A 24463-nucleotide genomic window follows, 5' to 3' on the forward strand; every position below is an offset into this window, starting at 1 on the left:
GTACCATGCCCAAGATCGTCCACTGCATCCGCCACGGCCAATCCACCTTCAACGCCCACTGGGCCGAGCACGGGGAGGACCCGGGGCAGTTCGATGCCCCCCTGACGGAGCTTGGCCGGAGCCAAGTGGCCGAGCGCGCCCTGGAGTTGCGCCAGCACCCTTATGAGCTCGTCGTGACCTCGCCGCTCACCCGGGCGATCCAGACCACCATGGGGCTGTTCGGGACCCATCCCGCGTCCCCGACGATCCTGGTGGAGTGCCTCCACCGGGAGCACCTGGAGAGCAGCTGCGACGTGGGCCGGGCGGTCTCCCACCTGGCTCAGGACTTCCCTCACCTGCATTTCGGCCACCTGGACGAGGTCTGGTGGCACAACGAGGGCGAGGTGAACGAGCGGGGCTTCGTCTACGAGCCCGCCCATGTTTTCGAGGAGCGGGTCGAGCGGTTCCGCGGCTGGCTGGCGGAGCGGCCGGAAGCCATGATCGCCGTGGTGGGCCACGGCACCTTCTTCAGCCGCCTCACCGGGCGGTTCCTGGCCAACTGCGAAGTCGCGACCCTGGAACTTTAGCCTCAGCCCGACCGGCGCCCGGTTTTTCCCGGACGAACAGGGCTCAGCTCGCCTTGCGCCTCAGAAAAACCCATGCTAGTGCACCCTCGCCTGACGGGCGGAGAAGGCTCCCGTCCCGGGCTCATTTCCACACCTGACGGGTCTCCCGGATGCCGCGTTCGCAGGCTTTCCCGGTCCGAGGCCCGTTATGACAAGAGAGACGGTTACGTGGCGCAAAGCGGTTCCCAAGAAGGACCCCTCCTGTCGGGCGTAGCGTTGCGCTATGCTTCGGCGCTGTTCGAACTCGCCCGCGAAGCGAACGCGGTGGACGCTGTCGCCGGCGATCTCGCCCGCTTTGACCAGCTGATCCGCGGCAGCGAAGACTTGCAGCGCCTGATCTCAAACCCCATTTTCACGGCTGAAGAGCAGTCGAACGCGATCGGTGCCATTCTCGACAAGGCTGCTTTGTCCGGCCTTGCGGGCAATTTCATCCGTCTCGTGGCGTCCAAGCGCCGGCTCTTCGCCCTGCCGGACATGATCCGCGCCTACCAGAACCTGGTGTCCGACGCGAAGGGCATCGTTCGGGCGCAGGTCACCCTGGCGGAGGCTCCCTCCGACACCGTTCTGAACGAAATCAAGGCGGCGCTGCGCGACGTCGCCAAGGCTGACGTTGCTGTCGACGTCAAAATCGACCCGAGCCTCATCGGCGGTCTCATCGTGAAGATGGGCTCCCGCATGGTGGATGCCTCGGTGCGCACCAAACTCAATTCCATTCGTCTAGCGATGAAAGAGGTCCACTGATGGACATTCGAGCCGCTGAGATCTCCGCGATCCTCAAAGAGCAGATCAAGAACTTCGGTACCGAAGCTGAAGTCACCGAAGTCGGGCAGGTTCTGTCCGTCGGTGACGGTATCGCCCGTTGCTATGGCCTCGACAAGGTTCAGGCCGGCGAGATGGTCGAATTCGAGAGCGGCGTGCGCGGCATGGCCCTCAACCTCGAGACCGACAACGTCGGCGTCGTGGTGTTCGGCTCCGACCGTGAGATCGCCGAAGGCCAGACCGTGAAGCGCACGGGCGCTATCGTGGACGTGCCGGTCGGCAAGGGCCTGCTCGGCCGCGTCGTCGACGCGCTCGGCAACCCCATCGACGGCAAGGGCCCGATCCAGTCCACCGAGCGCCGCCGCGTGGACGTGAAGGCTCCCGGCATCATTCCCCGCAAGTCGGTGCACGAGCCGATGGCCACGGGCCTCAAGGCCATCGACGCCCTGATCCCGGTCGGCCGCGGCCAGCGCGAGCTGATCATCGGCGACCGCCAGACCGGCAAGACCGCCGTCGTGCTCGACACGATCCTGAACCAGAAGCCGCTCAACCAGGGCAACGACGAATCGCAGAAGCTGTACTGCGTCTACGTCGCGGTCGGTCAGAAGCGCTCCACGGTCGCCCAGTTCGTGAAGGTTCTCGAAGAGCAGGGCGCGCTGGAATACTCCATCATCATCGCGGCCACCGCCTCGGACCCGGCTCCGATGCAGTTCCTGGCGCCTTTCTCGGGCTGCGCCATGGGCGAGTTCTTCCGCGACAACGGCATGCATGCCGTGATCGTGTACGACGACCTGTCCAAGCAGGCTGTCGCCTACCGTCAGATGTCGCTCCTGCTGCGCCGTCCGCCGGGCCGCGAGGCTTACCCGGGCGACGTGTTCTACCTGCACTCCCGCCTGCTCGAGCGCGCCGCGAAGCTCAACGACAGCCAGGGCGCGGGCTCGCTCACCGCTCTGCCGGTCATCGAGACGCAGGCCAACGACGTGTCGGCCTACATCCCGACCAACGTGATCTCGATCACCGACGGCCAAATCTTCCTTGAGACGGACCTGTTCTACCAGGGCATTCGCCCAGCGGTGAACGTCGGTCTCTCGGTGTCACGCGTGGGCTCCTCGGCCCAGACCAAGGCGATGAAGAAGGTCGCGGGCAAGATCAAGGGCGAGCTGGCGCAGTACCGCGAGATGGCGGCCTTCGCCCAGTTCGGCTCCGACCTTGACGCCACCACCCAGCGCCTGCTGAACCGTGGTTCGCGCCTGACCGAGCTCCTGAAGCAGCCGCAGTTCTCGCCGCTGAAGATGGAAGAGCAGGTCGCCGTGATCTACGCCGGCGTGAACGGCTACCTCGACAACCTGCCCCTCAACCGGGTGCGTGCGTTCGAGGACGGTCTGCTCTCGCTCCTGCGCGGCAAGCACGCCGATATCCTCGATGCCATCCGCACGTCGAAGGACCTGTCGAGCGACTCCGAGGCGAAGCTGAAGGACGTCGTCCAGAACTTCGCCAAGTCGTTCTCGTAAGCGTCGTTCTCGTAAGATCCAGCCGGAACTCCGGAGAGGGTAGGGCCGCTCGATGCCGAGCTTAAAAGACCTTCGTAACCGCATCGCCTCGGTCAAGGCGACGCAGAAGATCACCAAGGCCATGCAGATGGTGGCCGCCGCGAAGCTGCGCCGCGCGCAGACCGCGGCGGAGGCCGCTCGTCCCTATGCGGAGCGCATGTCCTCGGTGCTCGGCAACCTCGCGTCCGGCATCGTCGTCGGGCCCGAGACGCCGCGCCTGCTCGCCGGAACCGGTTCCGACCGCGTTCACCTGCTGATCGTCTGCACCGCCGAGCGTGGTCTCTGCGGTGCATTCAACTCCTCGATTGCGCGTCTTGCCCGCGATCATGCCAACCGGCTCATGGCCGAAGGCAAGACGGTCAAGATCATCTGCGTCGGCAAGAAGGGCTACGACATTCTGCGTCGCCAGTTCGCCCAGCAGATCATCGAGCTCATCGACCTGCGCTCCGTGCGCCAGCTCGGCTTCGAGCAGGGCGACATGATCGCCCAGAAGGTCCTCGCCCGCTTCGAGGCCGGCGAATTCGATGTGGCGACCCTGTTCTACTCGCGCTTTCGCTCGGTGATCGCCCAGATCCCGACGGCGCAGCAGATCATCCCGGCGCAGATCGAGGCTTCCGGCACATCGTCCGACGCGGTCTACGACTACGAGCCCGAGGAAGGCGAGATCCTGGCGACGCTCCTGCCGCGGAACCTCACCGTGCAGATCTTCCGCGCGCTGCTCGAGAACGCCGCTTCCGAACAGGGCGCCCGCATGAGCGCCATGGACAGTGCAACCCGCAACGCGGGCGAAATGATCAAGAAGCAGACGATGACCTACAACCGGTCGCGTCAGGCGATGATCACCAAGGAACTGATCGAAATCATCTCGGGCGCCGAGGCGCTCTGACGAAATCCGAGAGGAGCCAATCATGGCCAACACCGCTACCCCCGCCCGCAAGGCGACCGGTCACATCACCCAGGTCATCGGCGCCGTCGTCGACGTGCAGTTCGAAGGCCACCTGCCTGAGATCCTGAACGCCCTCGAGACCACGAACGGCGACACCCGCCTCGTGCTCGAAGTGGCCCAGCAGCTCGGCGAGAGCACCGTGCGCTGCATCGCCATGGACACCTCCGAAGGCCTCGTCCGTGGCCAGCCGGTCACCGATACCGGCGCCCCGATCTCCGTGCCGGTCGGCACCGCCACGCTCGGCCGCATCATGAACGTCATCGGCGAGCCGGTCGACGAAGCCGGCCCCATCGTCGGCGAAAGCACCCGCGCCATCCACCAGCCGGCTCCCTCCTATGCCGAGCAGTCCACCGAGGGTCAGATCCTCGTGACGGGCATCAAGGTCGTCGACCTGCTCGCTCCCTACGCCAAGGGCGGTAAGATCGGCCTCTTCGGCGGCGCAGGCGTGGGCAAGACCGTGCTCATCATGGAGCTCATCAACAACGTCGCGAAGGCCCACGGCGGCTACTCCGTGTTCGCCGGCGTCGGCGAGCGCACCCGCGAGGGCAACGACCTCTATCACGAGATGATCGAGTCGAAGGTGAACGTCGACCCACGTGAGAGCGGCTCGGCTGCCGGCTCCAAGTGCGCCCTCGTGTACGGCCAGATGAACGAGCCCCCGGGTGCCCGCGCCCGCGTCGCGCTCACCGGCCTCACGGTCGCCGAGAACTTCCGCGACCAGGGTCAGGACGTGCTGTTCTTCGTGGACAACATCTTCCGCTTCACCCAGGCAGGCTCCGAGGTGTCGGCGCTTCTCGGCCGTATTCCTTCGGCCGTGGGCTACCAGCCGACCCTGTCCACCGACATGGGCGCCCTGCAGGAGCGCATCACCACCACCACCAAGGGCTCGATCACCTCGGTTCAGGCCATCTACGTGCCCGCCGACGACCTGACCGACCCGGCGCCGGCCACGTCCTTCGCCCACCTCGACGCCACGACCGTGCTGTCGCGTTCGATCGCCGAGAAGGGCATCTACCCGGCCGTGGACCCGCTCGACTCGACCTCGCGCATGCTCTCGGCGGCCATCGTCGGCGAGGAGCACTACAACACCGCCCGCCAGGTCCAGCAGGTGCTGCAGCGCTACAAGGCGCTCCAGGACATCATCGCGATCCTGGGCATGGACGAGCTCTCCGAAGAGGACAAGCTCACCGTCGCCCGCGCCCGCAAGATCGAACGCTTCCTCAGCCAGCCGTTCCACGTGGCGGAAGTGTTCACCGGCTCGCCCGGCAAGCTCGTGGCACTTGAGGACACCATCAAGGGCTTCAAGGGTCTCGTCGACGGCCAGTACGACCACCTCCCCGAGGCTGCCTTCTACATGGTCGGCACCATCGAGGAAGCCGTCGAGAAGGCCCAGCGCCTCGCGGCCGAAGCTGCCTAATTCAAGCTCATGCCATCCCGGAGCCGTGCTCGCACGCTCCGGGATGACTTTGTCCTAGCGTATCTCCCAAACGACTCCCGATCATGATCGGGATGACGAGGAGCTCCAATGGCTACCTTCAATTTCGAACTCGTGTCTCCTGAGCGCGTGCTGTTCTCCGGCGACGTGGATGCGGTCGTGCTGCCGGCCACGGAAGGCGACATGACGGTTCTGGCCGGCCACGCGCCGACCATGACGGCGCTCAAGACCGGGTTCCTCGTCATCACCAGCAATCCCGGCAACGGCCGGCGGATCCTGGTGCGTGGCGGCTTCGCCGACATCAACCAGAACGGCCTTACGGTTCTGGCCGAGCGGGCTCTCCCGGCCGAGGAGCTGACCCAGGAAACCCTCGATCACGAGATCCTCCAGGCCGAAATGGCCTACGACGCCACCAACGATCCGGCCGCCAAGCACGCGGCAGAATCGGCCGTCGCGCAGTTGCGCGAAGCCAAGGCGGCGCTGAACTTCTGAACCTGAAACAACCCGGCCCCGAGCCGGGTTTTTCCTTTCATGGACAAGACCGCACCGCTCATCCTCACGCTCCAGCTCGACGAGCGCTCCTTCGCATTCTTCGACGAGCAGCGACGGCGCTACTTCCCAAAAGGGCGCAACTTCATCCCGGCACACCTGACGCTGTTTCATGCTCTACCGGGTGAGCAGCTTGCGGCTATCCAACACGACATCGAGGCCGCGATCTCCGGTCAACAACCTTTCAAGCTCGACGTGACAGGCCTACGCTCCCTCGGGCGCGGGGTCGCCTATGCGCTCGAATCCTCCGAGCTGAACAAGATGCGTCGTCATCTCGCGTTAGGGTGGAACGACTGGCTCAAGCCACAGGACCGGCAGAATCATAATCCGCATGTAACGGTGCAGAATAAGGTGGATCCAACACAAGCAAGGGCTCTGCTTGGCGACTTGAGAGAAGGATTTCAGCCGTTCGAGGTCACGGGAATGGGGCTGGACCTGTGGTGGTATCGCGGCGGGCCCTGGGAAAAGGTGCGGACCTTCGTGTTCGAGCGATAACCTACCCAGGTCACGGCCGGCCTTGTGCCGGCCATCCCGATCCCGTGAAACGCTACACCTCTCCAAGCGGGATCACCGGCACAAAGCCGGTGATTGGATCGAGCAAATGATCCGGATGTGGAGCACTACTCACCCATGGCGATCAGGTTCGCATTGCCGCCGGCGGCGGCCGTGTTGATCGTCACCGTCTGCTCGGTGGCAAAGCGCAGGAGGTAGTGCGGACCGCCCGCTTTGGGCCCTGTGCCGGATAGCCCGTGCCCGCCGAAGGGCTGCACGCCGACCACGGCGCCGATCATGTTGCGGTTCACATAGACGTTGCCCACCGACAGGGCCTCGACCACGCGCTCCACCGTGGCATCGATGCGCGAATGCACGCCGAGCGTCAGGCCGTAGCCTGTGCCCTCAATCGCTCGCAGCACCTCCTCAAGGCGACCGGCCTTATACCGCACCACGTGGAGCACCGGGCCGAACACCTCCTGGGCGAGATCGTGCGGCTTGTTGAGCTCGAAGATGTGCGGCGCCACATAGGTGCCGGTCGCCGGCGCCTCCCCGGCATAATGCACCTTCGCCTGCCGCTTCATGTCGGCAATATGCGCGTCGAGCTTGTCCTTCGCCTCGCGGTCGATCACGGGGCCCACATGGGCCGAGATCTCGCGCGGATCGGCAAGCTTCAGCTCGCGTGCATTGCCGGCAACCATTTCGATCATGCGGTCGGCCACGTCCTCCTGCACGCAGAGCAGCCGCAGCGCCGAGCAGCGCTGCCCGGCGGACCGGAAGGCCGAGGTCACCACGTCGTCCGCCACCTGCTCGGGCAGGGCCGTGGCGTCGACGATCATGGCGTTGATGCCGCCGGTCTCGGCGATCAGCGGCACGATGGCCGCGTCCTTGTTCGCGAGCGTCCGGTTGATAATGCGCGCCACCTCCGTGGAGCCGGTGAAGACCACGCCGGCCACACTTTCATGCTCCACAAGGCGCGCACCCACACGCCCGTCACCTGGCACGAGATGAAGGGCGGTCTTCGGCACGCCGGCCTCGTGCAGGATGCGCACGGCAAGATCCGCGATCAGCGGCGTCTGCTCGGCTGGCTTCGCCACGACCGCATTGCCGGCCATGAGAGCGGCGCTGACCTGACCGAGGAAGATGGCGAGCGGGAAGTTCCAGGGCGAGATCGCCACGAACACGCCGCGGCCGCGCAGGCGCAGCATGTTGCTCTCGCCGGTTGGGCCCGGCATGAGATCGCCTTCATCGAAGAGAGCGCGGCCCTGAATGGCGTAGTAGCGCAGGAAGTCGACCGCCTCGCGAACTTCGGAGAGGGCATCGTCGAGGGTCTTGCCGGCTTCGATCTGCAGAAGGTGCAGCAGCGCGCCGCGCCGCTCCTCCAGCAGGTCGGCGGCGCGCTGCAACGCCTTGGCGCGCGCGTCCGCATCCGTGCGGCTCCACTTCGTGAAACCGGCCTGGGCCGCCACCATGGCACGTTCCGCCACCTCCGGCGAGGCCTCCGTCACCTGGCCCGCAACGGTGCTGCCATCGATGGGACTGACGATGGCCCGTGATGTTCCGGAGGCCGCCTTGCCGTCGATCAGGGCTTCTGCCTTGAAGCTCTGCTGCCCGCTTTTCCTGATCTCCGCCAGAAGCGCATCGAGGGATGCTTGGTGACCGAACTCCACGCCCCGTGAATTCGCGCGCTCGGGCCCATAAAGATCGCGCGGCAGGGGCAGCTTGGGATGACGCGCCTTGTCGGCGGACACGATGATGTCGGCTGGACGCTTCAGCAGCGCCTCGACAGGCACGTTGGGATCAGCCGCCACGGACACGAAGGAGGAATTCGCGCCGTTCTCCAAGAGACGGCGCACGAGGTAGGCCAGGAGATCGCGGTGGCCGCCTACCGGCGCATAGGCGCGGCAGGCGAGACCGGGGTTGTCCTCCAGAAGACGCCCGTAGAGCGCCTCGCCCATGCCGTGCAGGCGCTGGAACTCGTAGCCTTCCGTGCCGCCGGCGCGTTCGATGATGGATGCGACGGTCAGCGCGTTGTGGGTGGCGAATTGCGGGTAGATGCGCGGGCGGAGGCTCAGCATCTTCTCGGCGCAGGCCATGTAGTGCAGGTCCGTCATCGCTTTGCGGGTGAAGACCGGGTAGTCGTCGAGCCCACGCTCCTGGGCGCGCTTCACCTCCGTGTCCCAATAGGCGCCCTTCACGAGGCGCACCATGAGCTGGCGGTCGTACTTCTCCGCCATGGCCGCGATGGCATCGATCACCGACCCGGCGCGCTTCTGGTACGACTGGATGGCAAGCCCAAAACCCTTCCAGTCGGCGAGTGACGGATCGGCCAGCACGGCCTCGATCACCTCGAGCGACAGTTCGAGCCGGTCCGCCTCCTCCGCGTCGACGGTGAAGTTGAGATCATAGGACTTGGCCTGTCGAGCGAGCTCGATCACCAGCGGCACGAGTTCGCGCATCACCCGCTCCCGGCTCGTGGCCTCGTAGCGCGGGTGGAGGGCGGAGAGCTTCACCGAGATGCCGGGGCGGTTCGGCAGGGGCTCGTTGCCGGCGGAGCGGCCGATGGCATCGATGGCCGATGCATAGGAATCGAAATAGCGGCGCGCATCATCGGCCGTGCGGGCGCCTTCTCCCAGCATGTCGAAGGAATAGCGGTAGACGCGGCCCTTTGACGAGCCGGCGCGTTTCAAAGCTTCCTCGATGGTCTGGCCGAGCACGAAGTGGTTGCCCATCACCCGCATGGCCTGACGGGTGGCGGTGCGCACCGCCGGGAGACCGAGGCGCTTGGTGAGCTGGCCCAGAATGCTCTCCGGCGTCTCACCGGGCTGGATGACCCGCGCCGTGATGCCGAGCGCCCAGGCCGAGGCCGAGACGAGGAAGGCGTCGGACTTGGACTCATGGCCGGCGAAATCCGCCTGTCCCAGCTTGTCCTCGATGAGGCGGTCGGCGGTGGCAGCATCCGGCACCCGCAGCAGGGCCTCGGCCAGCACCATGAGGGCGAGCCCCTCCTTGGTGGAGAGCGCATATTCCCGCAGCATCTCCTCGACGCCGCCGAGCCCGCCGCCCTTGGCGCGAATCGCCTCGATCAGGCGGCTGGCCTGCGCGTCCACCCGCTTCTCCCGTTCGGGCGACAGCCGGGAGTTGGCGAGAAGGCGGGCCGCAATGGCCTTGTCGTCTTCCGCATAGGGCGGGTTGAAAGGCAGGGCAGTGCCGGGGGCAGGGGTCATGGCGATTTCCTCTGGGTGTTTCCCGGAATATATGAGGTCCCTGACCGTGCTTCGATGGCAAAATAGCTGACATCGCCTTATGAAACGCGGGGAAAAATGTAGAAGGCCGCGATAATGACGGATTTGGACAGGACCGATCGCAAGATTCTGAAGGCGCTTCAGGCCGATGGCCGCATTGCCAATGTAGATCTGGCCGAAAAGGTCGGGCTGTCGCCCACCTCCACGGGCGACCGGGTGAAGCGCCTGCAGCGGGAGGGCTTCATCGCCGGCTACGGGGCGAGGCTCGACCCGCACCGGCTCGGGCTGGGTTTGCTGGTCTTCGTGGAGGTGTCCCTCGACAAGACGACGCCCGACGTGTTCGAGAAATTTGCCGAGGCGGTGAAGCGCGCCCCGGAGGTTCTGGAATGCCACATGGTGGCGGGCGGCTTCGATTATCTGGTGAAAACCCGGGTGGCCGACATGGCCGCCTATCGCCGTTTCCTCGGAGAGATCCTTCTCGCCCTGCCGGGCGTGAAGGAGACCCGCACCTATGCCGTGATGGAGGAGGTGAAAAGCGACGGGATGCTGCCGGTGTAGACATGAAAAAGGCGGCTTCGAGCCGCCTTTTCCTTTTTCAGTATCCCTTACGGCATCAGCCGGAAATGGCCTCCTGCTCGTCTTTCGTCTTCCACAGGGAGAAGACGACGCCGCCCACAATCAACGCGAGGGTCACGCCGAGCGAGATGGTGGGGTCGAGCTTGCCCACGAGCTGGTTCCAGAAGATCTTGCCACCGATGAACACGAGCACCAGGGCGAGAGCGTACTTCAGGTAGTGGAACCGGTGCACCATGGCGGCGAGCGCGAAGTAGAGCGCCCTCAGGCCCAGGATCGCCATGATGTTGGCCGTGTAGACCACGAAGGTGTCCGTAGTGATGGCGAAGATCGCCGGCACCGAGTCCACCGCAAAGATCAGGTCGGCGACGTTGATCACCACGAGGGCGAGGAAGAGCGGCGTCGCCCAGGTGACGATCCTGCCGGTCTTCGGGTCCGGCTCGCGCACGAAGAAGTGCTGCTCGTGCAGACGGTTCGTCACCCGCATGTGGTTGCGCAGGAAGCGAACGAGCGGGTTTTTCTCGAAATCGGGATCGCTCTCGGGCACGATCAGCATCTTGATGCCCGTGGCGATCAGGAAGGCGCCGAAGATGTAGAGCATCCAGGCATATTCCTGCACCAGGGCGGCGCCGAGTGCGATCATGATGCCGCGCAGGACGATGACGCCGATAATGCCCCACACGAGAGCGCGGTACTGATACTTTCGAGGAATCGCGAAGTAGCTGAAGATCAGCGAGATCACGAAGACATTGTCGATGGACAGGGACTTCTCGATGAAGAAGCCCGTGAAGTAGGAGATGCCCGCATGGCTGCCGTCCTGGGTCACCAGGAGGCCGGTCTCGAACGACCACCAGATATAGGCACCGAAAGCACACGCGATGCCGATATAGAAGGCAGAGAGAAGAAGGCTCTCCTTCACGCCGAGTTCTTTGTCCTTTTTGTTCAGGACACCGAGATCGAAGGCGAGGAGAAAAACGACAAGGCTCAGGAAGGCCGTCCACATCCAGACGGGCTTTCCCAGCCATTCCATAAGCAGGAATTCTGGCATAACCGGACCTTTGATTGCTTCTGTTCAAGCATCGGCTCCGACATCGCAGTCGCGGTTGCGTCCTGCCAGAGGGGCCCGGTCGCCGATAAGGTTCAACGTGGGGAGGGCCTCCGAGACCGTCAAGAGCCCCGGCTTCTGGAATTTTTGCTCAATTTTCTGTCAGATGCCGGTTCCAACGGCAGGGATGCTGCGGCAAGAGACTTGACCCCCGCTTCCTTTCTGCTTGCATGGTCAAGAACAGGGCAGGCGGCTTAAAAGGGCGTCATGAGGCCCGGACAATCATAAAACAGAGGTGACAGTGATGTTTGCGGATCGTTCAATGAAGGCAGGATGGATCAGGGGAATGCTGGCAGGCGCCGCCGTGCTGCTCGGGTCCGCGGCTGCCCAGGCCCAGACGCCCGTGCGGTTCTCCCTGGACTGGCGCTGGGAGGGGCCGGCGGCGCCCTTCGCGGTGGCCCTCGACAAGGGTTACTTCAAGGCCGAAGGCCTCGATGTCACGATCGATCCGGCCGCAGGCTCCCGCGAGCCGATCTCCCGGGTGGCCTCCGGCACCTATGACATGGGCTTTGGCGACGTGAACTCCCTCGTGCGCTTCCGCGACGAGAATCCCGGCACCGACATCAAGGCCGTGATGGTGGTCTACGACCGGCCGCCCTTTGCCCTCATCGGCCGCAAGAGCCGCGGCATCAGCAAGGAGGTGTCGAGCCTCCAGGGCAAGAAGTTCGGTGCGCCGGCCGCCGACGGCGCCTATGCGCAATGGCCGATCTTCAAGGCCGTGAACAAGATCGACGACTCCAGCATGAAGTTCGAGAACGTGGGCTTCCCGGTCCGGGAGCCCATGCTGGCGCAAGGCGAAGTCGATGCGGTCTTCGGCTTCTCCATGTCGTCCTACATCAACCTGAAGTCCCGCGGCGTGCCGGCGGACGACATCGTCGTGATGCTCATGAGCGATTATGGCGTGGACCTCTACGGCAACACGATCATCGTGTCGCAGAAATTCGCCCAGGAGAAGCCCGAGGCCGTGAAGGGGTTTCTGCGTGCCTTCATGAAGGGCGTGCAGGACACGGTGAAGGATCCGTCGAGCGCCGTTGACTCGGTGATCAAGCGCAACGACGTGGCCAAGAAGGACGTCGAGCTCGAGCGCCTCAAGATGGTGCTGGAGCAGAACATGATCACCCCGTGGGTGAAGGAGAACGGCTTCGGCGGCATCGACAAGGCCCGCTTCGCCAAGGCCCTCGAACAGATCGGCCTGACCTTCACCTACAAGGCCAAGCCCAATGTGGAGGACGTGTTCACGGACCAGTTCCTCCCGGCCGCCGACCAGCGCAAGGTGAACTGAGATCCTCCCTTACCCTCCCCTTGAGGGGGGAGGGTCGCGAGCATAAGCGAGCGGGGTGGGGTGGAAATGCTACGTTCTGCAAGGTCACGCTACTCACCCCACCCCGGCCTGACGGCCGACCCTCCCCCTCTAGGGGAGGGTGAGACCACGGAGCGCTCTGTGTCTGCTTTCGTCGACATCCACGACGTGACCCACGTCTATGCGCGGGCCGAGGACGGTCTGCCGGCCGTCCAGAACCTGAATCTCAAGGTGCAGGAGGGCGAGTTCGCCGCCATCGTCGGCCCCTCGGGCTGCGGCAAGTCCACCCTGATGAAGCTCGCCACCGGATTGCAGTTTCCCCGTGAGGGAACCGTGATCGTGGATGGCAAGGAAGTGGGAGCTCCTGTCAAACTGGCTGGCATGGCCTTTCAAAACCCCACGATGCTGCCCTGGCGGACCACCCTCGACAACATCCTGTTGCCGCTCGAAATCGTGGAGCCGCATCGCTCCCGGCTGCGCCGCCACAAGGCGGAGTATGTGGCCAAGGCCGAGAGCCTTCTCGCCCAGGTCGGCCTGAAGGGGCAGGGTGACAAGTTCCCCTGGCAACTCTCCGGCGGCATGCAGCAGCGCGCCTCGCTCTGCCGTGCGCTCATCCACGAGCCCAAGCTCCTGATGCTCGACGAGCCGTTCGGCGCGCTCGACAGCTTCACCCGCGAGGAGTTGTGGTGCGTGATGCGCGACCTGCATGCGGCCCAGAAGGTCACGATCATCCTCGTCACGCACGACCTGCGCGAGGCGGCGTTCCTGTCGGACCGCATCTTCTGCATGAGCGCGCGGCCCGGGCGTATCGTCGCCGAGCGGGAGGTGGAGTTCCCGAGACCGCGCGACCTCGAGATCACCTACACGCCGGAATTCTCCGCCCTCGTTCACGAGCTGCGCGGCCACATCGCGCAGGCGCGCCAGGCGGCCTGAGGAACCCATGAAAACCAAGAACAAGCTTGCCCTCGCGCCATGGGTCTTCACGGTCGGCTTCTTTGCCCTGTGGGAGATCCTCTGCCATACCTTGAAGATCTCGAGCTTCATCCTGCCCGCACCCTCGACGATCCTCTGGGCCGTGTGGGAATACCGGAACCAGCTCACCTACCATGCCATGCACACCCTCTGGATGACGCTCGCGGGCTTCGGTCTCGCGGTCGGCTTCGGCCTTCTGCTCGGGATGGTGCTCGGCTCCTCGCGGCTCATCAATGCGGGCACCTATCCGCTGCTCGTCGGCTTCAACTCGATCCCAAAGGTCGCCGTGGTGCCGATCCTGGTGTTCTGGTTCGGTGTCGGCTGGGTGCCGCCGGTGATGACCGCATTCCTGATCTCGTTCTTTCCCATCGTGGTGAACGTCGCGACGGGCATCGCCACGGTGGAGCCCGAGATGGAGGACGTGCTGCGGGCCCTCGGCGCCTCGAAGCGGGACATCGTGTTCAAGGTCGGCGTACCGCGCGCCATGCCGTATTTCTTCGGCTCGCTGAAGGTGGCGATCACGCTCGCCTATGTGGGGTCCGTCATCGGCGAGCAGAACGCGTCGAATGTGGGCATCGGCAACCTGCTCACGCGTGCGTCCGCCGCCTTCGAGGTGCCTCTCGTGTGGGCCGCCCTCGTGGTGCTCGCGGTGCTCGGCGTCATCATGTACGCCATCACGGCCTATGCGGAGCGCTCCATGACCGGCTGGGCGCAGCGCTCGCAGATGGCGGCGTGATGCAAACACCTCACACGACTCTACCCTCATCCTGAGGAGCCGCTGAAAGCGGCGTCTCGAAGGAGCCTCCAGAATTCGCTGGAAACGCCTCGTCCTTCGAGACGCGAGCAAGCTCGTTCCTCAGGATGAGGCTCTGGTTGGAGATCCGCGAAAGGTGCTCACCGCCTCAACGACAGCGGATTATCCGACAGCGCCGCCGCATCGGGCCGGTCGACGGCGGGCTTGCCGAGGAAGGCGTCCCAGAGCTTCTCCACGGTCTCGCGTTCGAGATCGTCGACGATGAACACGATGCGGCTGCGCCTGTCCTCGCTCGGCCAGCGCGGCAGCACGGCCGGCACGTGGATCACGTGCTGCACGCCGTGGATCACCACCGGATGCTCCGGATCCTCGGCCAATGCCACGAGCCCCTTCACGCGCAGGAGCTTCGATCCCTGCGAGGAGCGCAGGAGGTCCAAGAACATGTCCAGGGTGCCCTGGCGGATCGGCTGCTCGCTCGTGAGGCAGAAGGCGCGGATGCGCTCGTCGTGCCGGTTCACGTCGTGATGATGGTGGGAATGGTCATGACCGTGATGGTGGTGATGGTGCCCGTGCTGGTGCGCGTGGCTTTCGCGTTCGGCCTCTTCGACGGCCTCCGTCTTCAGCCACTCCGCCACATCGGCGATCCTGCCGTCGAGATCGAACAGGCCGCCGGCGATGACGGCCTCGGCCGGCGCATCTGCTCCGAGCAGGGTTGCCCCGGGATTGAGCTGACGCAGCCTCTCCCGCAATTCGGAGAGCTTTGATTCATCGGTCACGAGATCGGTCTTCGACAGGACGATGCGCTCGGCCACGGCGGCCTGCTTTACGGCCTCACGATGGGCGTCCAGGGTCCCGGTGCCGTTGACGGCATCGACCACCGTCACCACGCCCTCCACGGCGTAGCGCATGGAAAGATACGGATGATAGAGCACCGCGTGCAGGATCGGGGCCGGATCGGCCAAGCCCGTGGTCTCGATGATCACCCGCTTGAACGGCATGATGCGGCCGTTGTCGCGCTTGCGCAGCAGGTCCTCCAGCGTCGCGATGAGGTCGCCGCGCACGGTGCAGCAGAGGCAGCCGGCGGAGAGGAGCACCATGCCTTCGTCGACGGTCTCCACCAGCAGATGATCGAGGCCGATCTCGCCGAACTCGTTGATGATCACGACGCTGTCCTGCAGCGCTGGATCCTTCAGAAGCCGGTTGAGCAGGGTGGTTTTGCCCGAGCCAAGAAAGCCCGTGAGGATGGTGAGCGGAAGAGGGGCGGGTGGAGTCATCGGGCTGTTCGTCATCGTGTTCAATCCGCAATCGGCACCAGGGGCGCGTCCCTCAGACGGCGCTGCTCCAGCACAACGTTGGCCATGATGGCCCCAAGCACAAGGGCGCCGCCTGCAATCTGCAGGGGAGACAGGACCTCATCGAGAATGAGAGCCGACGAGATGGCGGCCACCACGGGCTCGGTGCAGTAGATGATCCCGGCAGCCACCGCCGTGATGCGCCCCAGCGCCAGGAACTGCAGCACGAAGCCGAAGATGTAGCCGCCGATGGTCATGGCGACGGCGAAGGGCGCTGCGGCCAGCGAGGAGGGCGGCGCAAGCTGCCCGGCCGCCAGGCTGATGAGCGCTGCGGTGGGCAGGACGAGCACATGGATCCAGAAGGTCTTGGCCATGACGCCGGTCCTGCGGCAGCGCGCGGCGGCGAAGAACTGGATGGCCGTGGCGATGCTTGCCCCGAAGGCAAGCGCAAGGCCCCGCCAGTCGAGGCCGCCGAAGGCCGGGCCGACGACGAGGGCCACCCCGAGAGTGGCCACGGCCACGACGCCCAGCAGTGACGGCGTAAGCCTCGTGCCCTCCACGAAAGGGCTCGCGAGCACGATCAGGATCGGGAAGGTATAGAACACCACGGCCGCCACGGTGACCGGGATATAGGCGACGGACGAGAGATAGCAGATGCCCACGAAGGCCGTGGCGACGCCGAGCAGGATCAGGGTGCCGCGCTCCTCCTTCGCCGCCTTCAGCGATTTCCCCATGATTGCCGCCACGATGCCCACCAGAACGAGCATCAGGAACACCCGATACACCACGATGGCCGAGCCGCTCGCGCCGGCAAAAGAGGCTATGCGGGCATACACGATGTTGAAGCCGTAGAGGCTCGCCGAGACGAGGGCGAAGAGCAGGCCGCTGGCGGGGGAGGAGCGATTCATGTCGGGCTTTGCATGGCGGGGCCGAAGGGTTCGCCCGGACGCACCGGAATTGCAAGAGCTAAGAAAAACGCCCGGTCGATGACCGGGCGTTGCGAGAATGGGTCTTCTTGTTCCCGTCGGCTCAGTTGGCGACGGATTTGGGCTTTCCGGCCGCATCGGCCTTCTGAGGCGCCTTGGCCTTCGCGTCAGTCTTGGCCTTGCTGTCCGTAGCAGGCTTGGCATCCGGCTTCGCACCCGTCACCGGCTTGACGGTGACGCTGACCCGCGGCGTGGCCTTGCCTTTGTCCGCGCTCTTGGCCGTGGGCTTTGCGGGTTCGCTCTCGGCAGCCTTGGTGTCGTCCTGCGTGGCCGCATTCTCCTGCTTGGCCGCAGCCTTGCCCTTCTTGGGAGCGGCCGCCTTCTTGGTCTTGCGAGCCTGCTCGGCTGCAGCCTCGGCAGCTGCCTGAGCGGCGATCTCGGCCTCGCTGGGCGGATTCAGACCCACCCAGACCCGCTCCGGCTGCACGGCGGTGCGGGGACCAAGCACGGTGCGCACCGGCTTGTCGGCGGCTGTGCCGGCAAAAGCCATGACCTCGGAGGAGAACAGGTTCGGAATGTTGCTGTCGGTCTCAGCGACGGCCGGGGTGTCTTCTTCCTGCGGCATCGGTCCGCGGCGGTCGCAGATGACCGGGCGCATGTCCGGCGGGCTGGTATTGCCCGAGGCCGGCAGTGCTGCAAGCTCCGGATTGGTGAAGTTCACCTTGCTGTTGAAGCCGCGGTCGAACAGCTCGGCGGCCTTGATGGTGCGCTCGTTGGCCGACGGCGCCCCGAGCACGACCGTGATGAGGTGACGGCCGTCGCGGTGGGCGCTCGCCACCACGTTGAAGCCGGACGAGCAGATGAAGCCGGTCTTCATGCCGTCCGCGCCGGGGTAGCGGCCGATGAGGCCGTTGGTGTTGCGCATGATGCGGCGGCCGAACTGGACGGCCCCGATATCGAACAGGTCCCTGTGGTCCGGGAACTCCTTCAGCAGCGCGCGGGCGAGGAGCGCCATGTCGCGGGCCGTGGTCTGGTTGCGGTCGTCGGGCAGGCCGTGGGGATTGGCGAAGCGGCTGCTCACCATGCCGAGGCGCCGGGCGTGGGCGTTCATCAGCTCCGAGAAGCCGTCGATCGACCCGCCGATGTTTTCCGCAATGGTGGCCGCGACGTCGTTCGCCGACTTCACCATCATGATCTTGAGGGCGTTGTCGAGCCGGATCTCCGTGCCGGGCTTGAAGCCCATCTTCGACGGGGGCAGGGCGGCGGCGCCCTCGGACACGATCAGAAGCGTGTCCATGCTCATCTGGCCGGAGCGGATCTTGTCGAGGGCCACATAGGCCGTCATCAGCTTGGTGATGGAGGCCGGGAACCAGGGATCGGTGGCCCGCTCGGCGTGGAGAACGCGGCCGGATTCGAGTTCGACGACAAGCGCAGGGCCGCCGGCGGCCAGAGCCGAGCCGCTCATTAGGGCGGCAAGGGCAAAGGCAGTCACGCGGAGGACACGGCTAACGTTCATGCGGAACGACTCCTTGGCTTCGTTCGACGAAAGGTGAGGATGGATCAGCCCCGCCTGTCAGCTGGGCTATTTCTAGTGCCAAACCTTGGCCTTGGCTAGGTTGGGCCGCTTGTTGATTGCTTAAACTCCCCTTCTTAACGAATTCCATGGCAAGAGAGTGGCAAGAGCCGCGCGGATTGAAGACCGACATGACGACCTCCCTTCTCTGGATTCCCGTGACCTTGGCAGCCGCGGCCGCCCAGACGGGCCGCAACGCCACCCAGCGTCGCCTCACCGAGACGATCGGAACCGTGGGGGCGACCCAGGTCAGGTTCCTTTACGGTTTTCCCTTCGCGCTCCTGGCCTTGGCGGGAATGAGCCTCGCCACCGGTGAGACGCCGCCTGCCCCCAACGCCGCCTTCCTGGCCTATGCGCTGACGGGTGCCCTGACGCAGATTCTCGCCACCGCGCTCATGCTCTCGGCCATGCGGGAGCGCGCCTTCTCCGTGGTCACCGCCTATACCAAGACCGAGTCGGTGCAGGTGGCCCTGTTCGGGTTGGTGCTCCTCGGCGATCCGCTCACCCCGGCCATGGCGCTCGCCATCGTGGTTGCCACAGGCGGCGTGCTGCTCATGTCCGTGAAGCCGGGCACGAGCCTGACCTCGTCCGGCCTCAGGCCGGTTCTCTTCGGGATCGCCTCGGGAGCCTTCTTCGCCCTGGCCGCCATCGGATTTCGCGGCGCGATCCTGTCCCTCGACGGGGGCTCGCCGCTCATCCGGGCGTCCACGACCCTGGTCTGGGGTCTCGGCCTGCAGACCGCCGTTCTCCTCGTCTGGCTCGGCCTTTTCGATCGCAAGGCGCTGGCGGCGAGCTTTGCGGCGTGGCGTCCGTCCTTAGGGGCAGGCTTCCTCGGGGCGCTGGCGTCCCAGTTCTGGTTCATCGGCTTTGCGCTCACCACGGCTGCCAATGTGCGCACCCTCGCCCTGGTGGAGGTGCTGATGGCCCAGGCCGTGTCCCATCACTTCCTGGCGCAGGCGACCACGAGGCGCGAACTCTTCGGAATGCTGCTGATTCTCGGAGGGGTTGCCCTGCTCCTCATGTCCCAACGTTAGCTTGTCGCTGCGGCAGTCGCGTGATAACGAACAAAGTTGCATTGATCGTGAACGTATTCTGGATTGCCGATGACCGACGCCGCCGCTCCTGACACCCTGCAGCCTGCCTATCGTGTCCTCCAGGTTGGGGATCCGGTTCCGTGGTTCAAACAGAACTCGACCAGCAATCCGAACTTCAGCTTCGACACGGTGGCCGGCCGCTATGTCGTCCTGTGCTTCTACGGCATGGGCTCGGACGAGGTCGGCCGTGCGGCTCTGGCATCGTTTCAGGACCAGCACCGCTCCCTCTTCGACGACGACAAGATCGCCCTGTTCGGCGTGAGCGTCGATCCGTCGGATCAGTCCGAGAGCCGAGCCAGGCAGATCATCCCGGGCATCCGCCACTTCTGGGATTTCGACGGCACCGTCGGCCGCCTCTACGGCGCCCAGCCGCGAAACGTCCAGCCGGGGCAGGGTCCCGTCCCGATCCGCCGCTTCTGGATGGTGCTCAATCCTTCCTTGCGCGTGCGCGCTATCTTCCCGTTCGAACAGGATGGCAGCGACCGGGAGAAGGTGATGGCCTACCTGCGCGACCTGCCGCCGGTCAGCCACTATGCAGGCTTCGAGCTGCCGGCGCCCGTTCTCGTCATCCCGGACGTGTTCGAGCCCGAGTTCTGCCGCCACCTGATCGGTCTCTATGAGGAGCATGGCGGCGAGGAATCGGGCTTCATGCGCGAGGTCAACGGCAAGACCGTTGCGGCGCACGATCCGAACCACAAGCGCCGCAAGGACTATACGATCGACGATCCCAACCTGATCCGGCAGGTGCAGCACCGCATCATCCGCCGCATCAATCCCGAAATCGAGCGGGTGCACTTCTTCAAGCCCTCACGCATGGAGCGCTACATCGTCTCCTGCTATGCGGCTGAGGACGGCGGGCATTTCCGCGCTCACCGGGACAACACCACGAGCGGCACGGACCATCGCCGCTTCGCGGTCTCGATCAACCTCAATCACGACTTCGAGGGCGGCGAGGTGAGCTTCCCGGAATACGGACCGCGCAGCTACAAGGCGCCGCCCGGGGGCGCCGTGGTGTTCTCCTGCCCGCTCCTGCACGCGGTTTCCAAAGTCACCAAAGGCCGCCGCTTCGCCTTCCTGCCCTTCCTCTACGACGAGGAGGCCGCGAAGGTGCGCGAGGCGAACAACGCCCATCTCGGCGAGGGTGTGGGGGCCTATAGAGCGTAAGCCTGATTAGCGCTCGCCCGCCTTGATCCACTTGTCGACCTTCGGCGGTTCGTAAGCGCGAATGGCTTGAATCAGGGCCGCCGGGTCACTCTCCACGATCAGCATGGCGCGGTGGATCGGCTTCACGAAGCCGCGTTCCACCACGTCGTCCAGGAAGTCGGTGAGCTTGTCGTAGAAGCCCCCGGCATTCAGGAGCGCGCAGGGCTTCCGGTGATAGCCGAGCTGCGCCCAGGTCCAGACCTCGAACAGCTCCTCGAAGGTGCCGAGGCCGCCGGGCAGAGCGATGAAGCCGTCGGCGAGCTCCGCCATCAGGGCCTTGCGCTCGTGCATGGAGCCCACCACCCGCAGGTCGCTCAGGCTCTTATGGGCGATTTCCTTGTCCACCAGCGCCTGCGGCATCACCCCGGTCACGTCGCCGCCCTTGGCGAGAACGGCATCGGCGACGGCACCCATGAGCCCGACCGAGGCGCCGCCATAGACTAGGCCGATGCCGCCCGCGGCCAAGGCTTCCCCAAGGGCGCGCGCCGAGGCGATATAGACAGGATCCTGACCGGCATTCGAGCCGCAGAAGACGCACAGGCGCATGGGCCGTCCCTCATGATTCGCTTCGCGCCATGATGAACCGCAGCTTGGCGCCGATCTCAAGACGGCATCCGTCTTGCTGAAAGGCGCAAAGAGGGCCACTTTGTGCCTCAACAGCACAATTCTTGAGGAGATCCCCATGACCGCCTGCATCGTCGGCTGGGCCCACACCCCCTTCGGCAAGCTCGACGCCGAGACCGTCGAGAGCCTGATCGTCCGTGTCGCCGGAGAGGCGCTGGAGCATGCGGGCCTCAACGCCGAAGACGTGGACGAGGTGGTGCTCGGCCATTTCAACGGCGGCTTCTCGGCTCAGGATTTCACCGCCTCCCTGGTGTTCCAGGCCAATGACCGGTTCCGCTTCAAGCCTGCGACCCGGGTCGAGAATGCCTGCGCCACCGGCTCGGCCGCCGTGCACCAGGCGATCAAGACCATCGAGGCCAGGCGCGCCAAGACCGTGCTCGTGGTGGGCGTCGAACAGATGACCCGCACGCCGGGGCCTGAGATCGGCAACATCCTGCTGCGCTGCTCCTACGTGCCGGAAGACGGCGAGACGCCCGGCGGCTTCGCCGGCGTGTTCGGCAAGATCGCGGGCGCCTATTTCCAGCGCCACGGCGACCAGTCCGATGCGCTCGCCCTGATCGCCGCCAAGAACCACAAGAACGGCGTCGACAATCCCTATGCTCAGATGCGCAAGGATTTGGGGTTCGACTTCTGCCGGGCCGAGAGCGACAAGAACCCGTTCGTGGCGGGCCCCTTGAAGCGCACCGACTGCTCGCTGGTCTCGGATGGCGCCGCGGCCCTGGTGCTGGCCGATACGGAAACGGCGCTTCGCATGAAGCGCGCGGTCGCCTTCCGGGCCACGGCGCATGCGCAGGATTTCCTGCCCATGTCGAAGCGCGACATCGTCCAGTTCGAGGGCTGCACGGAAGCCTGGCGGCGAGCGCTGTCCCAGGCCGGCATCCAGCTCTCCGACCTGTCCTTCGTGGAAACCCATGACTGCTTCACCATCGCCGAGCTCATCGAGTACGAGGCCATGGGCCTGACCCCTCGCGGCCAGGGCGCGATCGCCGTGAAGGAAGGCTGGACCAACCGCGACGGCAAGCTGCCGGTGAACCCGTCCGGCGGCCTCAAGGCCAAGGGGCATCCCATCGGGGCCACGGGCGTGTCCATGCACGCGCTGTCCGCCATGCAGCTCTGCGAGGAGGCCGGTGGCATTCAGGTGAAGAACCCGGTGCTCGGCGGCATCTTCAACATGGGCGGCGCCGCGGTGGCGAACTACGTCAGCGTGCTTGAGCGGATCAAGTGACAAAGCCCTAGGGCTTTGTCATCCTCAGGCCAAGCGGAGCGAGGGAAGGGGATCCATGGCGCCGAGCGTGCTGGTGGTTTCCCTTCCCCTCCGCTGCGCTCCGGCCGGGAATGACACTGAGATAAACAGCCTACTCCCCCGGCGCCTTGGCCTGGATCGCCAGGGCGTGCAGCCCCCTGTCGAAAGCGCCCTTCAGCGTGTCGTTCACGAGGCGGTGACGCTCGACCCGGCTCTTGCCGGAGAACGCCTCAGACACGATATGAATGTGGAAGTGAGTTTCACCGCCCTCCCGCCATCCCGCATGGCCGTGATGCTTCTCTGATTCGTCGGTGACGGTCAGTTCGGTCGGATGCAGGTTCTCCTGCAAAGTCTGTGTGATCCAGTGGGTGAGGGTCATGCTGATTGATCAATCCTTTTTGAACGGGTCTGCGGCCAAAAGCGCTCAGGCCTTGGCTCAGGGCCTGAAGCCACTCATAATCGCTGAATCATGGATCTCAACTCGCCTCTTTTCGACCGCATCCGCATCAAGTCCTCCTGTGACGAACCGCAGGAGACCAAGGGGCCTGTCTGCGAGCATCCGGCCTGCAAGGCCGCTGGCGAATACCGCGCGCCCAAGGGGCGTGACCGGGAGGGCCAGTACTGGCGCTTCTGCCTCCAGCATGTGCGCGAGTACAACGCGTCGTACAATTATTTCGCCGGCATGTCCGATACCGCCGTGGCGGCTTTCCAGAAGGATTCCGTCATCGGCCACCGACCGACCTGGGCCATGGGGGTGAACTCCGCGGCCTCCGGCGAGGGGCAGGGCGCCAAGGCCGAGCCCCGCGAGTGGGAATATGTCGATCCGCTCGGGGTTCTCCGGGGAGAGGACTTTACCCAGGCCCGCGCGCGCCGGGCCTCCCCTGAGCCGAAGCGGCCGCGCTATACGGGGGCGGTGCGCCGGGCCCTGGATGTCCTCGGCCTGGACGAGGCCGCCGACGGGCCGGCCATCAAGGCCCAGTACAAGGCCCTGGTGAAGCGGTTCCACCCGGATGCCAATGGGGGCGACCGCTCCTTCGAGGAGCGCCTGCGCGACATCATCAAGGCGCACGACATCCTCAAAAGTGCCGGCCTCTGCTGAAGACGATATCCTTTCAGGCAGACCCGATAGGCTTATTAGGAAATTGCACCATCCGGTTATGGGGTTTAAGAAACCCATGACACCTTCACGACATGTATCCGAACAAGAGGCCCCTTATGACGGCACATACCGAGACAGCGACCCTTACGCCTGACATGAAGGTGTCCGTGCGACAGGTCTTCGGCATCGACTCGGATCTGGAGGTCCCGGCCTTTTCGCAGGCCGAACAGCATGTGCCCGACCTCGACCCCGACTACCTCTTCGACCGGGACACGACCCTGGCCATCCTGGCGGGTTTCGCGCGCAACCGCCGCGTGATGATCACCGGCTATCACGGCACCGGCAAGTCGACCCATATCGAGCAGGTGGCCGCCCGCCTGAACTGGCCCTGCGTGCGCGTCAACCTGGACAGCCACGTCTCCCGCATCGACCTCGTCGGCAAGGACGCCATCGTGCTCCAGGAGGGCAAGCAGGTCACGGCCTTCCAGGACGGCATCCTGCCCTGGGCTCTGCAGAACAACGTTGCCCTCGTGTTCGACGAATACGATGCCGGCCGTCCCGACGTGATGTTCGTGATCCAGCGCGTGCTGGAGCAGTCGGGCAAGCTCACGCTCCTCGACCAGAAGCGCGTGATCCGGCCTCATCCGGCCTTCCGGCTGTTCGCCACCGCCAACACGGTGGGGTTGGGCGACACCTCGGGCCTCTATCACGGCACGCAGCAGATCAACCAGGGCCAGATGGACCGCTGGTCCATCGTGACGACCCTCAACTACCTGCCGCACGACAAGGAGGTGGACATCGTCCTCTCCAAGGCGAAGCACTACCAGGAGGATCCGGCCGGCCGGGACATCGTCAACAAGATGGTGCGCGTGGCCGATCTCACCCGCTCGGCCTTCATGAACGGCGACCTTTCGACCGTCATGAGCCCGCGCACGGTGATCACCTGGGCGGAGAACGCCGAGATCTTCGGCGACACGGGCTTTGCCTTCCGCGTCACCTTCCTCAACAAGTGCGACGAGCTGGAGCGCACCCTCGTGGCCGAGTTCTACCAGCGCTCCTTCGGCAAGGAACTGCCTGAGAGCGCCGTGAATATGGTTCTGTCTTAAAACGGCCCTGTCATTCCG

General features: G+C 65.1%; 23 protein-coding genes. 16 read left to right on the forward strand and 7 right to left on the reverse strand.

The genetic code is table 11. The annotated features are described in order from the left end of the window. Positions 1–5: 5 nt before the first annotated feature. From MA07_RS24240 to MA07_RS24270, 7 genes are all read left to right on the forward strand, one after another. Complete coding sequence (locus MA07_RS24240) at positions 6–566, forward strand: histidine phosphatase family protein (protein WP_036358164.1); 561 nt, start codon at positions 6–8, stop codon at positions 564–566. Positions 567–773: 207 nt separating this feature from the next. Beyond that, positions 774–1346, forward strand: coding sequence for a F0F1 ATP synthase subunit delta (locus MA07_RS24245; RefSeq protein ID WP_036358166.1), 573 nt, complete (start codon positions 774–776; stop codon positions 1344–1346). Then, complete coding sequence (gene atpA, locus MA07_RS24250) at positions 1346–2875, forward strand: F0F1 ATP synthase subunit alpha (protein WP_036358169.1); 1530 nt, start codon at positions 1346–1348, stop codon at positions 2873–2875. Before MA07_RS24245 ends, atpA begins: the two co-directional genes overlap by 1 nt. Before the next feature lie 52 nt (positions 2876–2927). Further along, positions 2928–3800, forward strand: a complete 873-nt coding sequence (locus MA07_RS24255; protein WP_036358173.1) for a F0F1 ATP synthase subunit gamma — start codon at positions 2928–2930, stop codon at positions 3798–3800. A gap of 22 nt (positions 3801–3822) precedes the next feature. After that, positions 3823–5277, forward strand: a complete 1455-nt coding sequence (atpD, locus tag MA07_RS24260; protein ID WP_036358175.1) for a F0F1 ATP synthase subunit beta — start codon at positions 3823–3825, stop codon at positions 5275–5277. A 108-nt stretch (positions 5278–5385) separates the two neighbouring features. Beyond that, positions 5386–5787: a F0F1 ATP synthase subunit epsilon gene (locus MA07_RS24265; RefSeq protein ID WP_036358178.1), complete on the forward strand. Its 402-nt coding sequence runs from the start codon at positions 5386–5388 to the stop codon at positions 5785–5787. A gap of 39 nt (positions 5788–5826) precedes the next feature. Beyond that, positions 5827–6339: a 2'-5' RNA ligase family protein gene (locus MA07_RS24270; protein ID WP_036358181.1), complete on the forward strand. Its 513-nt coding sequence runs from the start codon at positions 5827–5829 to the stop codon at positions 6337–6339. A 125-nt stretch (positions 6340–6464) separates the two neighbouring features. Here the strand turns inward: MA07_RS24270 and putA are convergent, their stop codons facing one another. Next, positions 6465–9563: a bifunctional proline dehydrogenase/L-glutamate gamma-semialdehyde dehydrogenase PutA gene (putA, locus tag MA07_RS24275; RefSeq protein ID WP_036358184.1), complete on the reverse strand. Its 3099-nt coding sequence runs from the start codon at positions 9561–9563 to the stop codon at positions 6465–6467. Between the two features lie 114 nt (positions 9564–9677). Here putA and MA07_RS24280 point away from each other — a divergent pair, with 114 nt between their 5' ends. Further along, positions 9678–10139 (forward strand): Lrp/AsnC ligand binding domain-containing protein, encoded by a 462-nt coding sequence (locus MA07_RS24280; RefSeq protein WP_036358187.1) that lies wholly within the window; start codon positions 9678–9680, stop codon positions 10137–10139. A gap of 55 nt (positions 10140–10194) precedes the next feature. Here MA07_RS24280 and MA07_RS24285 read toward each other — a convergent pair whose 3' ends face one another. Further along, the gene (locus MA07_RS24285) at positions 10195–11184 is read right to left on the reverse strand and encodes a TerC family protein (protein ID WP_244445344.1); all 990 of its coding nucleotides are present in this window, start codon (positions 11182–11184) and stop codon (positions 10195–10197) included. Between the two features lie 361 nt (positions 11185–11545). On the opposite strand from MA07_RS24285, the gene MA07_RS24290 reads away from it, so the two are divergent. The 3 genes from MA07_RS24290 (at position 11546) to MA07_RS24300 (ending at position 14267) form a co-directional block, all read left to right on the forward strand. After that, positions 11546–12541 (forward strand): ABC transporter substrate-binding protein, encoded by a 996-nt coding sequence (locus MA07_RS24290; protein WP_244445345.1) that lies wholly within the window; start codon positions 11546–11548, stop codon positions 12539–12541. Positions 12542–12718: 177 nt separating this feature from the next. Beyond that, positions 12719–13492, forward strand: coding sequence for an ABC transporter ATP-binding protein (locus MA07_RS24295; RefSeq protein WP_200879430.1), 774 nt, complete (start codon positions 12719–12721; stop codon positions 13490–13492). Positions 13493–13499: 7 nt separating this feature from the next. Further along, positions 13500–14267, forward strand: a complete 768-nt coding sequence (locus tag MA07_RS24300; RefSeq protein ID WP_036358196.1) for an ABC transporter permease — start codon at positions 13500–13502, stop codon at positions 14265–14267. 158 nt (positions 14268–14425) lie between these two features. On the opposite strand, the gene MA07_RS24305 is transcribed toward MA07_RS24300, so the two are convergent. From MA07_RS24305 to MA07_RS24315, 3 genes are all read right to left on the reverse strand, one after another. Further along, positions 14426–15574: a GTP-binding protein gene (locus MA07_RS24305; protein WP_036358199.1), complete on the reverse strand. Its 1149-nt coding sequence runs from the start codon at positions 15572–15574 to the stop codon at positions 14426–14428. A 5-nt stretch (positions 15575–15579) separates the two neighbouring features. Further along, positions 15580–16485 (reverse strand): DMT family transporter, encoded by a 906-nt coding sequence (locus tag MA07_RS24310; RefSeq protein WP_036358202.1) that lies wholly within the window; start codon positions 16483–16485, stop codon positions 15580–15582. A 121-nt stretch (positions 16486–16606) separates the two neighbouring features. Beyond that, on the reverse strand, positions 16607–18019 hold the full coding sequence (locus tag MA07_RS24315; protein WP_052003498.1) for a D-alanyl-D-alanine carboxypeptidase family protein: 1413 nt from the start codon (positions 18017–18019) through the stop codon (positions 16607–16609). Positions 18020–18207: 188 nt separating this feature from the next. Between MA07_RS24315 and MA07_RS24320 the strand changes: the two genes are divergently transcribed. Next, positions 18208–19110, forward strand: a complete 903-nt coding sequence (locus MA07_RS24320) for a DMT family transporter (protein WP_036358205.1) — start codon at positions 18208–18210, stop codon at positions 19108–19110. Between the two features lie 69 nt (positions 19111–19179). Then, the gene (locus MA07_RS24325; RefSeq protein WP_052003499.1) at positions 19180–20334 is read left to right on the forward strand and encodes a 2OG-Fe(II) oxygenase; all 1155 of its coding nucleotides are present in this window, start codon (positions 19180–19182) and stop codon (positions 20332–20334) included. 6 nt (positions 20335–20340) lie between these two features. Here MA07_RS24325 and MA07_RS24330 read toward each other — a convergent pair whose 3' ends face one another. Then, entirely contained in the window at positions 20341–20919 is a 579-nt protein-coding gene (locus MA07_RS24330) for a TIGR00730 family Rossman fold protein (RefSeq protein WP_036358208.1), read from the reverse strand. Positions 20920–21055: 136 nt separating this feature from the next. Between MA07_RS24330 and MA07_RS24335 the strand changes: the two genes are divergently transcribed. Continuing rightward, positions 21056–22222, forward strand: a complete 1167-nt coding sequence (locus tag MA07_RS24335) for an acetyl-CoA acetyltransferase (RefSeq protein ID WP_036358211.1) — start codon at positions 21056–21058, stop codon at positions 22220–22222. 130 nt (positions 22223–22352) lie between these two features. On the opposite strand, the gene MA07_RS24340 is transcribed toward MA07_RS24335, so the two are convergent. After that, the gene (locus MA07_RS24340; protein ID WP_036358213.1) at positions 22353–22619 is read right to left on the reverse strand and encodes a BolA family protein; all 267 of its coding nucleotides are present in this window, start codon (positions 22617–22619) and stop codon (positions 22353–22355) included. A 90-nt stretch (positions 22620–22709) separates the two neighbouring features. Here MA07_RS24340 and MA07_RS24345 point away from each other — a divergent pair, with 90 nt between their 5' ends. Then, on the forward strand, positions 22710–23339 hold the full coding sequence (locus MA07_RS24345) for a DnaJ domain-containing protein (protein WP_036358216.1): 630 nt from the start codon (positions 22710–22712) through the stop codon (positions 23337–23339). Positions 23340–23455: 116 nt separating this feature from the next. Then, a complete protein-coding gene (cobS, locus tag MA07_RS24350; protein ID WP_036358219.1) occupies positions 23456–24445 on the forward strand; it encodes a cobaltochelatase subunit CobS in 990 nt (329 codons plus the stop codon). Positions 24446–24463 lie beyond the last annotated feature (18 nt).

The organism is Microvirga sp. BSC39 (assembly GCF_000739015.1).
Classification (GTDB): Bacteria; Pseudomonadota; Alphaproteobacteria; order Rhizobiales; family Beijerinckiaceae; genus Microvirga.

Coding starts and splice junctions, on each gene's coding strand:
- MA07_RS24240 (WP_036358164.1), top strand. CDS start 6: ATGCCCAAGATCGTCCACTGCATCCGCCACGGCCAATCCACCTTCAAC.
- atpA (WP_036358169.1), top strand. CDS start 1,346: ATGGACATTCGAGCCGCTGAGATCTCCGCGATCCTCAAAGAGCAGATC.
- MA07_RS24255 (WP_036358173.1), top strand. CDS start 2,928: ATGCCGAGCTTAAAAGACCTTCGTAACCGCATCGCCTCGGTCAAGGCG.
- atpD (WP_036358175.1), top strand. CDS start 3,823: ATGGCCAACACCGCTACCCCCGCCCGCAAGGCGACCGGTCACATCACC.
- MA07_RS24265 (WP_036358178.1), top strand. CDS start 5,386: ATGGCTACCTTCAATTTCGAACTCGTGTCTCCTGAGCGCGTGCTGTTC.
- MA07_RS24270 (WP_036358181.1), top strand. CDS start 5,827: ATGGACAAGACCGCACCGCTCATCCTCACGCTCCAGCTCGACGAGCGC.
- putA (WP_036358184.1), bottom strand. CDS start 9,563: ATGACCCCTGCCCCCGGCACTGCCCTGCCTTTCAACCCGCCCTATGCG.
- MA07_RS24280 (WP_036358187.1), top strand. CDS start 9,678: ATGACGGATTTGGACAGGACCGATCGCAAGATTCTGAAGGCGCTTCAG.
- MA07_RS24285 (WP_244445344.1), bottom strand. CDS start 11,184: ATGGAATGGCTGGGAAAGCCCGTCTGGATGTGGACGGCCTTCCTGAGC.
- MA07_RS24290 (WP_244445345.1), top strand. CDS start 11,546: ATGCTGGCAGGCGCCGCCGTGCTGCTCGGGTCCGCGGCTGCCCAGGCC.
- MA07_RS24300 (WP_036358196.1), top strand. CDS start 13,500: ATGAAAACCAAGAACAAGCTTGCCCTCGCGCCATGGGTCTTCACGGTC.
- MA07_RS24305 (WP_036358199.1), bottom strand. CDS start 15,574: ATGACGAACAGCCCGATGACTCCACCCGCCCCTCTTCCGCTCACCATC.
- MA07_RS24310 (WP_036358202.1), bottom strand. CDS start 16,485: ATGAATCGCTCCTCCCCCGCCAGCGGCCTGCTCTTCGCCCTCGTCTCG.
- MA07_RS24315 (WP_052003498.1), bottom strand. CDS start 18,019: ATGAACGTTAGCCGTGTCCTCCGCGTGACTGCCTTTGCCCTTGCCGCC.
- MA07_RS24320 (WP_036358205.1), top strand. CDS start 18,208: ATGACGACCTCCCTTCTCTGGATTCCCGTGACCTTGGCAGCCGCGGCC.
- MA07_RS24325 (WP_052003499.1), top strand. CDS start 19,180: ATGACCGACGCCGCCGCTCCTGACACCCTGCAGCCTGCCTATCGTGTC.
- MA07_RS24330 (WP_036358208.1), bottom strand. CDS start 20,919: ATGCGCCTGTGCGTCTTCTGCGGCTCGAATGCCGGTCAGGATCCTGTC.
- MA07_RS24335 (WP_036358211.1), top strand. CDS start 21,056: ATGACCGCCTGCATCGTCGGCTGGGCCCACACCCCCTTCGGCAAGCTC.
- MA07_RS24340 (WP_036358213.1), bottom strand. CDS start 22,619: ATGACCCTCACCCACTGGATCACACAGACTTTGCAGGAGAACCTGCAT.
- MA07_RS24345 (WP_036358216.1), top strand. CDS start 22,710: ATGGATCTCAACTCGCCTCTTTTCGACCGCATCCGCATCAAGTCCTCC.
- cobS (WP_036358219.1), top strand. CDS start 23,456: ATGACGGCACATACCGAGACAGCGACCCTTACGCCTGACATGAAGGTG.